The sequence below is a fragment of the Oryzomonas japonica genome, assembly GCF_008802365.1.
Classification (GTDB): Bacteria; Desulfobacterota; Desulfuromonadia; order Geobacterales; family Pseudopelobacteraceae; genus Oryzomonas; species Oryzomonas japonica.
Genome location: NZ_VZQZ01000007.1, coordinates 16,519 through 32,080, shown reverse-complemented (window position 1 = coordinate 32,080; position 15,562 = coordinate 16,519). Strand labels below are relative to the sequence as shown.

The 15,562-nt window shown below is 62.0% G+C and carries 14 protein-coding genes; 9 read left to right on the top strand and 5 right to left on the bottom strand.

Features of this window, described 5'->3' with window-relative positions; all coding sequences use genetic code 11:
• Positions 1-54: 54 nt before the first annotated feature.
• The 6 genes from argJ to F6V25_RS11390 all read left to right on the top strand — a co-directional run bounded on the left by argJ (position 55) and on the right by F6V25_RS11390 (position 6,040).
• Positions 55-1,236, top strand: coding sequence for a bifunctional glutamate N-acetyltransferase/amino-acid acetyltransferase ArgJ (gene argJ, locus F6V25_RS11415; RefSeq protein ID WP_151128695.1), 1,182 nt, complete (start codon positions 55-57; stop codon positions 1,234-1,236).
• 64 nt (positions 1,237-1,300) lie between these two features.
• Positions 1,301-2,506 (top strand): serine hydrolase domain-containing protein, encoded by a 1,206-nt coding sequence (locus tag F6V25_RS11410; protein ID WP_151128694.1) that lies wholly within the window; start codon positions 1,301-1,303, stop codon positions 2,504-2,506.
• 72 nt (positions 2,507-2,578) lie between these two features.
• Entirely contained in the window at positions 2,579-3,721 is a 1,143-nt protein-coding gene (locus tag F6V25_RS11405; protein ID WP_151128693.1) for a response regulator, read from the top strand.
• A 114-nt stretch (positions 3,722-3,835) separates the two neighbouring features.
• A complete protein-coding gene (gene trpD, locus F6V25_RS11400; RefSeq protein WP_151128692.1) occupies positions 3,836-4,894 on the top strand; it encodes an anthranilate phosphoribosyltransferase in 1,059 nt (352 codons plus the stop codon).
• Between the two features lie 63 nt (positions 4,895-4,957).
• Positions 4,958-5,764 (top strand): indole-3-glycerol phosphate synthase TrpC, encoded by an 807-nt coding sequence (gene trpC / locus F6V25_RS11395; protein ID WP_151128691.1) that lies wholly within the window; start codon positions 4,958-4,960, stop codon positions 5,762-5,764.
• 45 nt (positions 5,765-5,809) lie between these two features.
• Positions 5,810-6,040, top strand: a complete 231-nt coding sequence (locus F6V25_RS11390; protein ID WP_151128690.1) for a hypothetical protein — start codon at positions 5,810-5,812, stop codon at positions 6,038-6,040.
• Between the two features lie 21 nt (positions 6,041-6,061).
• Here F6V25_RS11390 and F6V25_RS11385 read toward each other — a convergent pair whose 3' ends face one another.
• A complete protein-coding gene (locus tag F6V25_RS11385) occupies positions 6,062-7,405 on the bottom strand; it encodes a S41 family peptidase (RefSeq protein ID WP_151128689.1) in 1,344 nt (447 codons plus the stop codon).
• A 146-nt stretch (positions 7,406-7,551) separates the two neighbouring features.
• Here F6V25_RS11385 and F6V25_RS11380 point away from each other — a divergent pair, with 146 nt between their 5' ends.
• Positions 7,552-7,986, top strand: coding sequence for a DUF4149 domain-containing protein (locus F6V25_RS11380; RefSeq protein ID WP_151128688.1), 435 nt, complete (start codon positions 7,552-7,554; stop codon positions 7,984-7,986).
• Between the two features lie 33 nt (positions 7,987-8,019).
• Positions 8,020-8,307: a hypothetical protein gene (locus F6V25_RS11375; protein WP_151128687.1), complete on the top strand. Its 288-nt coding sequence runs from the start codon at positions 8,020-8,022 to the stop codon at positions 8,305-8,307.
• 13 nt (positions 8,308-8,320) lie between these two features.
• On the opposite strand, the gene F6V25_RS11370 is transcribed toward F6V25_RS11375, so the two are convergent.
• A complete protein-coding gene (locus tag F6V25_RS11370; RefSeq protein ID WP_151128686.1) occupies positions 8,321-8,572 on the bottom strand; it encodes a hypothetical protein in 252 nt (83 codons plus the stop codon).
• Positions 8,573-8,908: 336 nt separating this feature from the next.
• Here F6V25_RS11370 and F6V25_RS11365 point away from each other — a divergent pair, with 336 nt between their 5' ends.
• Positions 8,909-10,093, top strand: a complete 1,185-nt coding sequence (locus F6V25_RS11365; protein ID WP_151128685.1) for an MFS transporter — start codon at positions 8,909-8,911, stop codon at positions 10,091-10,093.
• Between the two features lie 38 nt (positions 10,094-10,131).
• On the opposite strand, the gene F6V25_RS11360 is transcribed toward F6V25_RS11365, so the two are convergent.
• The 3 genes from F6V25_RS11360 to F6V25_RS11350 form a co-directional block, all read right to left on the bottom strand.
• Entirely contained in the window at positions 10,132-11,505 is a 1,374-nt protein-coding gene (locus F6V25_RS11360) for a sigma-54-dependent transcriptional regulator (protein WP_151128684.1), read from the bottom strand.
• Positions 11,506-11,559: 54 nt separating this feature from the next.
• The gene (locus F6V25_RS11355; RefSeq protein ID WP_151128683.1) at positions 11,560-13,779 is read right to left on the bottom strand and encodes a sensor histidine kinase; all 2,220 of its coding nucleotides are present in this window, start codon (positions 13,777-13,779) and stop codon (positions 11,560-11,562) included.
• 63 nt (positions 13,780-13,842) lie between these two features.
• Complete coding sequence (locus F6V25_RS11350; protein WP_151128682.1) at positions 13,843-15,528, bottom strand: ABC1 kinase family protein; 1,686 nt, start codon at positions 15,526-15,528, stop codon at positions 13,843-13,845.
• Between the last annotated feature and the right edge of the window lie 34 nt (positions 15,529-15,562).

Sequence of the window (15,562 nt, the reverse complement as noted above, 5' to 3'; positions counted from 1 at the left end):
CGTCCCCGGCCCGGTGCGGTTTCCAAACTACGAGATGTTTTTCGAGGTTACGTCATGGACATAAAAGGCTTTCAATTCTCGGCCGTCGAAGCGGCCATCAAGAAGCAGGGCAGAAAAGACCTGGCCCTGATTTTTTCCGAGGTGCCGGCCCAGGCGGCGGCGGTGTTCACCACCAATGCCGTCAAAGCGGCACCGGTACTGCTCTCCGCAGAGCGGATCGCAGGCGGTCGGGCCCAGGCCCTGGTGGTCAACAGCGGCAACGCCAATGCCTGCACCGGCGAACAGGGGATGCGGGCGGCCCGGGAGACCTCGCGCCTGGTTGCCGAGGGGCTGGGGCTCCCGGACGAGGCGGTTCAGGTTTCTTCCACCGGGGTAATCGGCGTACAACTCCCCATGGACAGGATGCGGGCGGCAATCCCGGCCCTGGTTGAGGGACTGACCTCCGGCACCCTGGATGACGTTGCCGAAGCCATCATGACCACCGACACCTTCCCCAAGATGGAGGCCAGGAGCGGTCAGGCGGGCGGAGTCAGCTACACGGTGGCAGGTATTGCCAAGGGCTCCGGCATGATCATGCCCAACATGGCGACCATGCTCTCCTTCATCATCACCGACGCTGCCGTGGAAGCCCAAACCCTGGACAGATGCTTCCGACGCGCGGTGGCGACATCCTTCAACGCCATCACTGTGGACGGCGACACCTCCACGAACGATACCTGCCTGGTGCTGGCCAACGGCATGGCGGGAAACCAGGCCATTGCGGGGGAAACACCTGAAGCCCTGGCGTTCGAGGCCCTGTTGCGGGACGTGCTGCTCTCCCTGGCCAAACAGATCGTGAAGGATGGGGAAGGCGCCACCAAATTCGTGGAAATCCGGGTCACCGGGGCCAAAAGCGATGCCGACGCCAAGCGGGCGGCCATGGCCGTCGCCAACTCCAGCCTGGTAAAGACCGCCTTCTTCGGCCAGGACGCCAACTGGGGCCGTATCTTTGCCGCTGTGGGCTACTCGGGGGCAGAGGTTGACCAATCGCTCCTTTCCCTCTGTTTCGACACGGTCTGCATGGCAAAACACGGCGTCTTCGCCGGCGGCGACGCCGAAGCGCTCGGCACCGAGGTACTCAGGAAGAAGGAATTCACCGTCAGCGTCGATCTCGGCCTGGGGGCCGGGGCCGCAACGGTCTACACCTCGGACCTGTCCCACGAGTATGTGAACATCAACGCCGATTACCGCTCCTGATGCGCCGAGACCGGTAAAGTTCCCTTGGAAAGCCCCCTGACGGGGGCTTTTTCACGTTCGAACCATGGAAAGGTTCACCGTGCGCATACTCAGCACACTTCTCATAATCTTCTCCCTCATCTCATGCTCCCCGTTGCTGCACGCCTCCGATGACCCGATGGACGCCGGTCGGACCGCCACCATCGATTTTCTCCTGGAACAAGCCATTTCCCGCGGCCTGATCGCCGGAGGCGTGGTGGTGGTGGGGAACCACGACGGCGTCCTGTACCGGTCGGCACGGGGCGGACGGTTTCCGACTGCAGACTCGGCACCGCTCACCGAACGGACCATGTTCGACATAGCCTCCCTGACCAAGGTATTCGCAACCACTCCGGCGGTGATGAAACTGCTGGAAACAGGGGCCATCAATCTGACCGACCCGCTCACCCGCTGGTTCCCGGAATTCGAAGGGAGTGGACGCGAGGACATCACCATCCTCAACCTGCTGACCCATACCTCGGGCCTGGACGACAGCGCCATCTCCGGCGGCGCTCCCCTGAACGAGGTCATTCGGATGGCTGCCTCCGAAAAGCAGTGGCGGCTGCCGGGTAACCGCTTTCGCTATGCCGACACCAACTTCATCCTGCTGGGCGAACTGGTGCGGCGCGTTACCGGGGCCTCCCTGGACCGTTACTGCCATGACAACCTCTACGGCCCCCTGGCCATGACCGATACCATGTTCCTGCCACCGGCGGAACGCATCCCCTCCATCGCGCCGACCCTCGGTTCGGCCCGCGAATACCTCACCGGCATCGTCCAGGACGAAGTCGCCCGCCGCCTGGGCGGCGTGGCGGGGCATGCGGGCCTGTTCAGCTCGGCCCAAGACCTGGCCCGTTTTGCCCGCATGCTGCTGGGGGGCGGGCAACTTGACGGCAAACGCATCTTTTCGGAGCGGGTCGTGCGCCAGATGACGGCCCCCTATTTTTACAGCAACGGCGCCGTGGTGCGCGGCCTCGGCTGGGACATGGAATCCCCCTACTCGGCGCCCCGGGGGGACTTCTTTTCCGAGATGTCCTTCGGCCATACCGGCTACAGCGGTTCATCCGTCTGGATCGACCCCCAACGAGACCTGTTCGTCATCCTCCTGACCAACCGTCTCGATTATCGGGATATCCGATTATTCAACCAGTTACGGAGCGACATCTCCACCATCTCCGTTGCGGTGTTCTCGTCCCATGCCAAAACCGTTCCACCGAATCGGTCCAAAGTCATTGAACTGCTTAAACCTTGACACCTTAACAGCCGTATGGTAGCTTTCTTCGCGCTTCCACACACATCGTACGCGCGCACAAGGGAGGGAACGATGGGCATCAAAATTCTCCTTGCCGATGACAGCATCACCATCCAGAAAGTGATTGGCATCATTTTCGGCGGCGATGACTATTCCCTCACGGTAGTTGACAACGGCAAGGACGCTCTCGACAAGGCTCGGGAGATTCTGCCCGACGTTTTGCTTATCGATGCGGTCATGCCGGGCATGACCGGCTACGAGGTCTGCGAAGCCGTACGCGCCACCCCTGCCCTGGCCGCAAAACCGATCCTGCTCCTGACCGGTTCCTTTGAACCGTTTGATGAGAACAAGGCCAAAAGCTGCGGGGCCGACGACTTCCTTGCCAAGCCCTTTGAATCCCAACAGATCGTCACCAAAGTAAAAGCGCTCTTTGACCAGGGGGCATCCCGCGTCTCAGCCGCCGCGTTGTCCCAACCGGTTCAGGAAGCTCCCGCGTTCGAGGCCCCTCCCCTGGCGGCCTCCGCCCCGGTTTCGGCTGCAGCTGCGCCCACGGAGAGTGCCAAACCGGGTGACATCTGGGGCGCCTTCACCCCCGTCGAAGAACCCGCGGCGGCGGTCGCTGCCGCGACACATGCTTTCGAACCACCACCGGCTGCGGCATTCGAACCGCCTCCGGCTCCTGTTTTCGAGCCGCCCGCACCAGCAACGTTCGCCCCCCCCGCAGCGGCGGCGTTTGAAACGGTTGAAGAACAGGGCGACGTTTTCTCCAGGGCCCACGAAGAGCCCGAATTTGAGGCCATCCAGCCTCCGGTTGCGCCCGCGAGCACCGGTTCCCAATGGATTCCCGTCGAGGAGCAGACCTTCGAATTCCACTCGGAAGCCGCCGCCTTTTCCGAACCTGAGCCTCCGGCACATGAGGCCGCTTTCGGCGATATCTCCTTCGGGGAGACCGTCCCACAGCCTCCCCCCTTCGAACCGGTCCCCAGTGCCGCGCCGGTCCATGAATCTTTCGAAGTATCCCCCCCTGCCGCTGTTGTCGAAGCGAGCGCGCCGGCTCCTCTCCCCCAAGCCGCCGCCATAAGCGAAGAACAGCTCAGAGCCGCCATTGCCGGCGCTTCGAAAGAGGTGATCGAGCGGATCGTGTGGGAGATCGTGCCGGATCTGGCCGAGGTCATGATCAGGGAAGCCATCCTCAAGATCAAGGAAGGCCGCTAGGCTTCGTACCGCCGTAACCACATATCACAACGATGGGGATGATTCTACATCCCCATTTTTTATTGTCATCACAACCGTTCTCCCTTCAGCGGAACGGAGGAGAAGAGTAAGACCATGATCAGAAAAGCCATAGCAAAGATCGTCGAGAGGCAGGACCTCTCCGAAGGTGAGATGATCGAGGTAATGAACCAGATCATGTCGGGCGAATGCACCCAGGCCCAGATCGGCTCGTTTATCACCGCCCTGCGCATGAAGGGCGAGACGGTGGAGGAGATCGCCGGCGCCGCCCGGGTCATGCGCGAACGGGCCACACAGATCAGGGTCGGCCGCAATGTGTTGGGGATCGATCGGGACGACATCAACATCGACCGGGAGACCATCTTGGACGTGGTGGGCACCGGCGGTGACGGCACCAACACCTTCAACATATCCACCACCGTGTCGTTCGTGGTCTCGGCCTGCGGCGTCAAGGTTGCCAAGCACGGCAACCGTTCGGTTTCCTCGGCCTGCGGCAGCGCCGACGTGCTTGAAAATCTGGGCATCAACCTGGACGTCACCCCGGAAACAGTGGAGAAATGCATCGCCGATATCGGCATCGGTTTCCTGTTCGCCCCGGCGCTGCACGGCGCCATGAAGTACGCCATCGGTCCGCGCCGCGAGATCGGCATCCGCACCATCTTCAACATTCTGGGGCCCCTCACCAACCCGGCCGGGGCCGATTGCCAGGTCATGGGGGTCTACCGGGCCGACTTGGTGGAAAAACTGGCCGGGGTCCTGAAACGTTTGGGCTGCAAGCACGGCTTCGTGGTGTACGGCAGCGACGGCATGGACGAGATGACCCTGACCGGCGAGACCCTGGTGGGCGAGGTCACTCCGGCAGGGGTGCGCCTGATGACGGTTACCCCGGAGCAGGTGGGGCTTACCCGCTGCTCCATGGATATCCTCAGGGGGGGCGACGCCACCGCCAACGCCGCCATCGTGCGTTCGGTCCTGTCAGGGGAAAAAGGGGCCCGGCGGGATATCGTCCTGTTGAACGCCGCCTATGCCCTTATGGCTGCCGGCAAGGCCGCCACACCGGCCGAGGGGCTCGCCCTGGCCGCCGAGGCCATTGATTCGGGCCGCGCCATGGGACAGCTCGAGAAGCTGGTGGCGTTGACGAACCAGGGAGAATGATTCTTTTATCCCGTTCCGTCCCGAACGCCGGGAGTAAAACCAAGGAAAGACGCAGGGCCGCGCATGAATAACGACACAGCCGATGTGCTGAAAAAGATCAACGGACACAAACGGGAAGAGGTGGCGGCGGCCCGGGCGGCCACACCGCTGGCCGAACTCCAGGCCCGCATCGCCGATCTGGAGGATACGCCGCGCGGCTTCGAACGGGCCCTGCGGAGTGCCGTGGCCTCGGATTGGACCGCCATCATCGCCGAGGTAAAGAAGGGCTCCCCCAGCAAAGGGCTCATCCGGGAGGCGTTCGACCCTCTGGAGATAGCCGAGGTGTACCAGGCAAACGGCGCAACCTGCCTGTCGGTGCTGACCGACGAGCAGTTCTTCATGGGGCACCTGCGCCTGCTGGCCCTGATCCGCGAGACGGTCAGCCTGCCGCTCTTGCGCAAGGACTTCATCGTCGATCCGTACCAGATCTACGAGGCCCGCGCCGCCGGGGCCGATGCCATCCTCCTGATCGCCGCCTCCCTCGACCTGGGGCAATTGCAGGAGTTCCACGCCATCGCGAAGGGGCTGTACCTGGATGTGTTGTTGGAGGTCCACGACGAGGCGGAGATGGAAGCGGCGCTCCGGACCGATTGCACCCTCATCGGCGTCAATAACCGCAACCTGCGCACCTTTGCCATCGATCTAGGCACAACGGCCCGCCTGGCCAGTATGCTCCCCCCCGACCGGCTGCTGGTGGCCGAGAGCGGCATCAACTCCCGCTCGGACATTGAGCGCCTGGCCGCCGACGGCGCACGCGCTTTTCTGGTCGGCGAGTCGCTGATGCGCGAAACGGATATGGGCGCAAAACTCCGGGAGTTGGGAGGGCTCTAAGCCCCCCGTGCCCCAGCAGACGAAGAAGCAAGGGAGGAACAGTACATGGCGGGTTCACGCGGGATCGGTTTGGCCATAGTGGCCTTTGCGGTATATATTATCGGCGGTATCGGCACCTTCGCCGGCGTCGCGTTGATCATGTTCATGAGAGGGCGCGACCTGTGGGGATGGGGCGAGGGGCGCGCCATCGGATACCTGTTTCTCTGCGCCGGGCTCTGCCTCTCCGTACTGGGGGTGCTGTTGATGCGGATATTCCGCAACCGGGGCCTTTCGTGACCCTCGCTTCCCGGACAATCGTCACGGCATAGCGGCAACACCCTTTTCCCGCATCAAATCCAAGGAGCGCAGGAGTTCCAGTGCGCGGCTCAGCTGATAATCCCTGGCCGTATCGGCAGCCCCCTTCTTCGCACCACGGGGAGTTGTCGGCTCCACTTCCGCGTCCCTTTCCTCGCCACTCGGTTCCAACCTGTTTTCCAGATCCTTTTCCCTGAGCTCCGCCCCCTTGCCGGCATCCTTGTCGGCCATCGGCCCTCTGGTGCCGACCTCGATATCCGGCGTGATCCCCTTTGCCTGGATGGAACGGCCGCTGGGGGTATAGTACCGCGCCGTGGTCAGCTTGAGCGCCCCCTTGTCCCGCAGCGGGAAGATGCTCTGCACCGACCCTTTGCCAAAGCTCTGTTTCCCCATGATGATGGCCCGGTGGTGATCCTGGAGCGCGCCGGCCACGATCTCGGAAGCGCTGGCGCTGCCGCCGTTGATCAGCACGACGATCGGATAGTGGGGTTCCTTGGGGCCCAGGGAGGCTTGAAAATTCTGGGTGGCATCCGGAGAGCGTCCCCTGATGGATACGATCAGCGTCTTTGCGGCATCGTCGCCGATAAAGTTATTGACCACCTGCACCGAAGACTCCAGCAAACCGCCCGGGTTGTAGCGCAGGTCGATGACCAGCCCCTTGAGTTTGCCGCCGGAAGCGGCGCGGAGCCCCTGCAGCGCCTGGCTGAATTCATCGCCGGTACGCTCCTGGAACTGGGTGATCCGTATCAGGCCGTACCCCGGCTCCAGCAGTCGCGATTTGAGGCTCTTGACCCTGATGATGGCGCGGATCAGCCGGAAGGTCCGGGGCTGGGGAGAATCCCCCCGCAGGATGGTCAGCACGACCGGCGTACCCGGTTCGCCGCGCATGAGCTTGACGGCCGCCGAGATATTCATCCGCTCCGTGGGGGTGCCGTCGATCTTGTAGATGTGGTCGTTCCCCTGGATGCCGGCCCGGAAGGCGGGGGTGTCCTCGATCGGGGCGATGACGGTCAGCCTGCCGTCCTTCGTGCCCAATTCCAGCCCGATACCGCCGAAGCTCCCCGCCATCTGGACCTCCATCTCATGGTACGGTTCCGGGGGCAGATAGGCGCTATGGGGGTCAAGAGCGGACAGCATGCCGTCCACCATGCTCTGGACGAGCTTCTTGGCATCGGGCTTTTCCACGTAGTTTTGGACCACCGCGGCATAGGCCTCGTTCAGAAGCGCCACATAGGCGGCGTCGGAATGCCTGCCGGGTGAAGACCAACGGCCGGCGAAGATCAAGGCCAGGCACAGGGCGATGCCGGCGACAAGAAGGGACAACAGCAGTTTTGAACGTAGTTTCATGCCTTGGCATCCCGTAAACGTGAGTTTGGCCTAGTTCTACATCATTCTGAGCCGTTTTCCCACGATTAATTTACATCCTCCCCCTACTTGGTGTATCGTTGCATTGAAATCGCGAATAAAACCGGCATAACGCCGAAGGAGTTGCCATGCAGATCGCAGCCATACTCTACCGCCTATCGATCACCTTCTGGACCGGCGGGATCGCCCTGTTCACCTTCATCCTGACGCCGATGCTCTTCAAGGCGCTCTCCCGGGACCAGGCGGGGCAGATCGTCGGCATACTCTTTCCGGGATATTTTCGCTGGGGCCTGGCCTGCGGCGCCATCGCCCTCGCCTGCCGGCTCGTCATGCGCAACAACGCGCTCGTGCCGGCCTGTCTGCTGGTCGTCATGCTGGCCCTCACCTCGGTGCAGGCCTTTTCCATCGAGCCGCGGGCCGCTGCCCTCAAACGGCAGATACCGTCCTTCGACACAACCCCCAAGGAACATCCGCTCCGAAGGGAGTTTGCAAAACTGCACGGCATCTCGGCCGTGTGCAATCTGACGGTTGTGGCCGGCGGCATCGTTCTGGTGTTGTTGTAATTTCAAAACGTGACTGAAAAGGAGTAATAGGGAATGGGCATCGTCGTCAAAGCGTCGGACCTGAAGTTCAAATATCCGAAGGACCTGCAAAACCGCGAGGAGCCGAAGTTCAGCGGCATACCGGACCCGACCCCCTTCAACCGGGACGACCTCTACGATATCCTCCCCATGATGGAGGCGGTCATGGATGCCCTGGAGAGCAGTGACGGCCAGGTGCTGCATCTCTTAGAGGATATCCTCAACGAGATGCCGCGCTTCTTCGTCACGCGTGAAGAGGTGTACGCCTGTCTTCTGGAAACGGCTCGGGAACGCCACACCTAGCCGCCCTCCTTCGTCACGAGCAGGAGGCGCAACCGGATGCGGTACACGACGATGCGCACCCCTTCTGTTTGACCGGCGGCACCCCTCCCTGCTCTTTGAGGCGTTCCAGGGACGCCCTGGCGATCAGCCAGGAGCCGTCTTCCCTCTCGACCCCTTCCAGGGTTCCCTCCCGCAGCAGCATCAGCAGCCTGAGGCCGGTAGTGCCAAGCTCTTCCGCCGCTTCTTCGAACGCCATCATCGTGGTCTGCTCTTCTGTTCCGTTCATGCCGCCTCCCCGCAACTTCCGTTCTGGTCCGAATGTGGTCCACTCGAAACAGATTCACAGGGCGTGCCAGCGGACAACACTACCGTAACCATCAGGTATAATTAACTTTAACCACAACGTCAGCCGCTAGTGATGCGAAACGGTCCCGAAACTGCCGCTTGTTCAGGCAGCATGCCCTGTTTCCGGGCGGAAGCCGGACCGGTTTCCGTATTGAATCAATATCGTTAAAGCGCTACCATCCAAACGGACGTAGCTTGGTAAGCGTTTGGGCAGTCCCCTCCCGGCAAGGGAGGGGGGACGATTCGAGCCCACGCCAGAACCCATCGGGGGCCTTTCATGTTCAGCGGTATCAGCGGCAATGTCCTTATGCTCGGCCTAGTCAGTTTCCTGACCGATGTTTCCAGCGAGATGATCTATCCCTTGCTCCCCCTGTTCATCACCGGGGTGTTGGGCGCCGGGCCGGCCTTTCTGGGGATGATCGAGGGAATCGCGGAATCCACGGCAGCACTTTTGAAACTGGTGTCGGGCATCGCCTGCGACCGTATCCGGGGCCGCAAGGGGCTCGTCCTGGCCGGCTACACCCTGTCGTCCTTGTCGCGCCCCCTGATCGCCCTGGCCGCCACCCCCCTCGCCGTTCTCGTCGTACGCTTTTCCGACCGGGTCGGCAAGGGTATCCGCACCTCCCCCCGGGATGCGCTGATCGCCGACTCCACCGACGCCGCCATGCGCGGCAAGGCCTTCGGCTTTCACCGTTCCCTCGACCACGCCGGCGCCATTGTCGGCCCTCTGCTGGCAACCGCCCTCATGGCGTGGTTCGTCAGCGACCTGCGCACGGTCTTCTGGCTAGCCGCCATTCCCGGCATCCTGGCCGTGGCCCTGATCGTCTTCAAGGTGCGGGACGTGGCGCACCCGGTCTCCGCCGGAAGCCTTTCATCGGTAAAGATGGCTCCGCCCCGGCGCATCAGGGGCTACCTGCTGATCCTGTTGCTCTTTACCCTGGGCAACTCCTCCGATGTTTTCCTGCTCCTGCGGGCAGGTCACTTGGGCGTCACGCCGGCCCGCATACCGCTTCTGTGGACCTTTTTCCATGTCGTCAAGATGTTCTCGGCCATGCCTTTCGGCACCCTGTCCGACCGGATCGGCCGGCGCGGGATGATCATCGCCGGCTGGGCGGTCTATACGACAGCCTATGCCGGCTTTGCCCTGGCTGCATCGGAGTTGCACATCTGGCTCTTGTTTGCCTGGTATGGGCTGTTCTACGGTATGACCGAGGGGGCGGAAAAGGCCTATCTGACGGACCTGGCGGCCCCGGCCGAGCGGGGGAACGCCTTCGGGTGGTACAACTTTGCCGTGGGGGTCGGCGCCCTCCCCGCCAGTCTCCTGTTCGGCATGATCTGGCAAAAGGCCTCGCCCCAGGCGGCGTTCTACTTCGGGGCGGGCCTGGCGTGCTTGGCGGCCCTGTGCCTGCTCGCCTGGGCGCCCCCCTCCCCTGCCCCTAAAACAACAGCGCCAGAGCTGTGATGGGCTCTGGCGCGATATGTCCGTGTCGTGTTCCGAAACTATTTCCTGACGTCGATCCCGTAGTTCTTGATCTTCCGGTGCAGGTTGCTCCGCTCCAACTCGATGACCTCGGCGGTGCGGGAGATGTTCCAGTCGTTTTCCTCCAGCCTGTGAATGATAAACTCCCGCTCGAATCCCTCCCGGGCCTCCCGCAGGGTTGCCATGGGCTGTCCTCCGTCCGGCCGGTGGTCGGGAACGTCGGGCAGGGGTTGGGCTCCGCGCAGCTCGGGGACATCGGCTCCGGTAATGGTACGGCCCGGGGTCATGATCAGGATGCGCTCCACGATATTCTTCAACTCCCGCACATTGCCAGGCCAGTCGTACCGGGCGAGCAGGCCGAGGGCCTCGGGCTGGAAGGTCTTGGGCTCGCGCCCCTCCCGCCGGTAGAACTGGGCGACAAAGTACTGCACGAGCAACGGGATATCCTCACGCCGCTCCCGCAAGGCGGGGACCCGGAACGGCACCACATTCAGGCGGTAATAGAGATCCTCCCGGAACCTGCCCTGGCTGATCTCCTCGTCCAGCGCCTTGTTGGTGGCGGCAATGATCCGCACATCCACCGTCACCAGCCTGGTGCCGCCGACCCGTTCGAAACAGCGTTCCTGGATGATCCGCAGCACTTTTGCCTGGGTCCTGAGCGACATGTCGCCGATCTCGTCCAGAAACAGCGTGCCGCCGTCGGCCAGGTCGAATTTGCCCTTCTTCTGGGCGGTTGCGCCGGTGAAGGCGCCCTTTTCGTGGCCGAAAAGTTCGCTCTCGATCAACTCTTCCGGTATGGCGGCGCAATTGATGGCGACAAAGGGCCGGTCGTGGCGCGGGCTGTAATAATGGATCGAGCGCGCCGCCAACTCCTTGCCGGTGCCGTTCTCCCCGGTCACCAGTACCGACGCGGTCGTGGGGGCGACCCGCACGATCTGTTCGCGCAGCCGGGCCATCACCGGGGCGGAACCGATCATCTCGTACTCATTGGCCACCACCCGCTTGAGCTCCTCGTTCTCCACGCTCAGATCCTTCATGCGCAGGGCGTTCACCACGCTGATGAGCACCTTGTCCAGGGACAGCGGCTTCTCGATGAAATCGAACGCGCCGAGCTTGGTGGCGCGAACCGCCGTTTCGATGGTGCCGTGTCCCGAGATCATGATTACCGTTATCTGGGGGAAGAGGGCCTTGAGCCTCTCCAGCGTCTCCAGGCCATCCATGCCCGGCATCCATATATCCAGGAGCACCAGGTCGGGCAACTCCTGCTGGGCGCACTCCAGGGCCTCGACGCCGCCCTCTGCCGTAAGCACCGTATACCCCTCGTCCTCCAGGATACCGGTCAGGGATGTTCTGATATCCTTTTCATCATCGACAATGAGAATTGTTTTCGACATGCATTACTCCTCAACATTCAGTAAGGTATTGATCCTGCCGCGGCGGTACTCCCGTTATGCCGCCGGCAGTTCCACGACAAAGCAGGCGCCCCGCGGATGGTTGTCCTTGATCCGCACGAAGCCGCTGTGATCGGTGACGACACTGCTGACAATGGCCAGCCCGAGGCCGGTGCCCGATTTTTTGGTGGAAAAATAGGGTTCGAACAGGCGCGGCTTGTCCTCGGGCGCTATGCCGGGGCCGGTGTCGGCAACGGAGAATGACGCCATCTTCAGTTCGGTGTCATAGCTGCTGCTGATCGCCACCGTCCCCTGCTCTTCCATGGCAGCCACGGCGTTCTCCAGCAGGTTGATGATCACCCGCTTGATCTGGTCCCGGTCGATCTTGAGCAGGGGCAGCTGCCCGTCCGGCTCGAACTGGAACGCCACCCCCCGGTGGGCCTCCTGGTAGAGGGTCAGGGTCTCGCGAATCAGGGCATTGAGATCGTTGGGCTCCGGCTGGATCGCCGGCATGCGGGCGAAATTGGAGAACTCGTTGACCAGGTTCTTCAACTCATCCACGGATTTGATGATCATTTCGGTGCACTCGTCAAAGACCGTCTCATCGCCGCTGAAACGGGACAGATAGCGTTTGCGCAGGCGCTGGGCCGAGAGTTGGATCGGGGTCAGGGGGTTCTTGATCTCATGGGCGATGCGCCGGGCCACCTCGCGCCAGGCCGCCATGCGCTGGACCTTCATCATCTGGGTCAGGTCGTCCAGCACCAGCACCGTCCCCAGGATGACCCCCGCCTCGTCCCGCAGCATGGTGAGGTGCAGGTGCAGGGCCAGGCGGGAACCCTGGATATCCAGAAAGATCTGCCGGCTGACGGTATCCTGCTTCGAGAGCGCCAGGTCCCGCACCACCTCCTTGACGATCTCCAGATGTTTCTCCCGCAGCACGTCCCGGAAATTCCGTCCCAGCACCTTGCCGGTGTTGATGTTCAGGAGGCGCTCGGCGGACTTGTTGATGGTGGTCACCACGCCGGCCTTGTCAACCGAGATCACCCCGGCTGCCACGTTGCGCAGCACAATCTCCATGTACTGCCGGCGCTCTTCGATCTCCTGGTTGATGCGGGACAACTCCTGGTTGGAGGTATTGAGCGCCCGCTGCTTGCCGCGCAGGTCCTCGGTCATGCGGTTGAAGGACTGAATGAGCATGCCGATCTCGTCGGCCGAATAGGATTCGATGTGGATGTCCAGATTGCCGTCCGCCACGGCGCGCGTGGCGTCCACCAGGTCCTGGAGCGGCTTGGTCATGCTGTTGGCCAGATAGACCCCCATCCAGTAGGCGAAGAACACGATGACCGCGGTAATGAGGAACAGGGTGGCGATATAGCCGGTCCGGATCGGGTTCTTCATGATCTTGAGCTGGCGGAACTCGTGATAGGAGTCGGTGATCTCCTTCATCTTGTTGACCAGCGAATAGGGAACATAGTAGTTGACCACCACGACCCCCACCACGTCCTTCTGGTTCCAGGTGGAGTAGACCGGAACGATACCCCTGATCAGATCGGCCTTGCCAGCCTGATTGATGCGCGTCAACTCCTCCCCCACCAGGCCGCGTTTGATATCTTCGGAGGCGGGGTTGGTAAACTCGCTCAGGGGCACATTGGGATTGGAGGAGCGGACCAGCTCTTCCCGCTGGGCCGAATAAACCTCCACCACCCCCAGGTTGTACTCCTTTTGCTTTTGCCGGATCAACTCCTTGAGCCGGGGCAGGTTGTCCTCGTTGAGCAACTTCTGAGACTTGATGAAGGAGCTGATCTGGCGGCCGTAATAGAGCGAGTTGGAGGCCGAATTCTTGTAGTAGGTCTGGGCAACCTCCAGGGATTCGCTGAGGGAGGTCTCGACCTGGGCGTTGAACCAGTTGTGGACCGTATTGTTGATGAACCCGGCCGCGGCGAAAAAGAGCAGCATGGTGGGCACCAGGGACAAGCCGACGAACGAGAGGACCAGTTTGGTGCGCAACCGCTTGGCAAACGGGTTGGTGCGGCTCTCCACAAAGAGTTTCACCACGTTGCGGCAGACCAAGTAGACCAGCAGGATGACCAGCATGACGACGACGTTGATGACCCCGAAGATGGCGATGTTGCTCCCCATGGGGGCATCGGCGCTCAACTGGGTCAGGTGCATCTCCGTCCTGGTGAGAAAGATAATCAGGATGATCGCCAGGACAATGACGACCGCCTCGCGTATCCGTTTTCGCCGTTCATAGGTTGTCAGTTTTTGGGATTCCATTCCAGACGATTCCACCTTGGGGGCCATGTCGGCGCATGGCTTGTTTCTTCTGCGTGCTGTCTGCTACAACCTTCCCGAACGGATGATGCCGTAGACCCACCAGAGCCCGATCAACCCTGCTGCCGTGTACCCCAGAAATGCAAGTGCCGGCAAGCCGAACAGTTGCGGCCCCCGCTCGATCTGCATGATGATCGACGAGCCGATGATCAGGGCCGCCAGGATGAGGCTGGACGAGAGGCGGTTGATGGAGCGGTCGAAATCGGCGGTAAACTTATCCAGCCCCCGGTGTTCAAGGTCGATCTTGAACTTGTTGCGATTGACCCGGTTGATGAGTTCCTTGAGATCGCGGGGGAGATTGCGGGCCAGACTGAGATACGACGCCACAACCGCGTTGATGTCGTGGGCGACCCGCCGGGGTGACATGCGCCGGCGGATGGCCTTTTCCATGAAGGGACGCAGGTGCTCCACCATATTGAAGGCCGGGTCGAGGGAGCGCCCCATCCCCTCGATGATAATCAGCGATTTTGCCAAAAGCATCAGGTCGGGCTGGATGCGGATGCTGTACAGGGTGATGATCTCGATGAACTCCATCAGCATCCGCCCGACCTCGATCTCTTTGAGCGGAATCTCATAGTAGCTGTCGATGAAGTTCGAAAGATCCCGTTTCAGGGCGCGCACGTCGAGGCTGTCGGAGATATCGCCGGCAAACAGCAGCAGGGAGGCGACCTGATCCATGTCCCGGTTGACGATCGCCAGCAGGATATCGCTCAGGAAGGTTCGGAGCTCTTCATCCAGCCGTCCTACGATGCCGTAGTCCAGCAGGCAGATGATGTTGCCCGGCAGGATCATGACGTTGCCGGGATGGGGGTCCCCATGGAAAAAGCCGTGCTTGAGCACCATCTCCAGAAAGGCGTCGGCGCCCCGTTGGGCGATAATCCTCCGGTCGAGCCCGCTCCGTTCCAGCCTGCCGAGATCTGAGACCTTGATCCCGTCCACATACTCGAGGGTCAGCACCCCCCGGGCGCTCTGTTCCCAATAGACATGGGGGAAGTGCAGCCACCCGGTCTGGGCGAAATTGTCCCGGATCTTCTCGATGGTGTGCCCCTCGCGGGTGAAGTCCATCTCCCGGCGGATCGTGCGGGCGAATTCGCGCACCACGCCCACCGGGTCGTAGATCTCGCTGCCGGATATGTGGCGCTCGGCCAGTTGGGCCAACGACATCAGGGCGCCGATATCCGCCTCGACCAATTCGACCACGCCGGGACGGCGGACCTTGATCACCACCTGCTCCCCCGTCAGCAGGCGGGCGCGATGCACCTGGGCGATGGACGCTGCCGCCAGCGGTTCCGGGTCGATCTCGGCAAAAAAGTCGTGTATCGGGCCATGCAGTTCACGCTCGACCTGGGCCGTCAGTTCAACAAACGAGAAGCTGGGGACTTGATCCTGGAGCTTTTCAAACTCCCGCACAAAGGGGGCGGGAATGATATCGGGCCGCGTGGAGAGCAGTTGCCCCAGCTTGACGAAGGTCGGCCCCAACTCCTCCAGGGCCAGGCGCATCCGTTCGGCGGCCGAGAGACGGGCGATATCCACGACGTCATGACGCAGGAACCGCCTGCCCCGGGCCGCAATATCGCTCAAACCGATCGCCTCCAGGGCGTGGTCGAAGCCATAGGCGGAAAGGACGCGGGCGATATTCCAGTAGCGGCGGATGCTGCGGATATTCCGGTTGATTTTGAAAAAAGAGAGCATGGGCCATTCCCATCGACAGATTTCGGCTATCGTT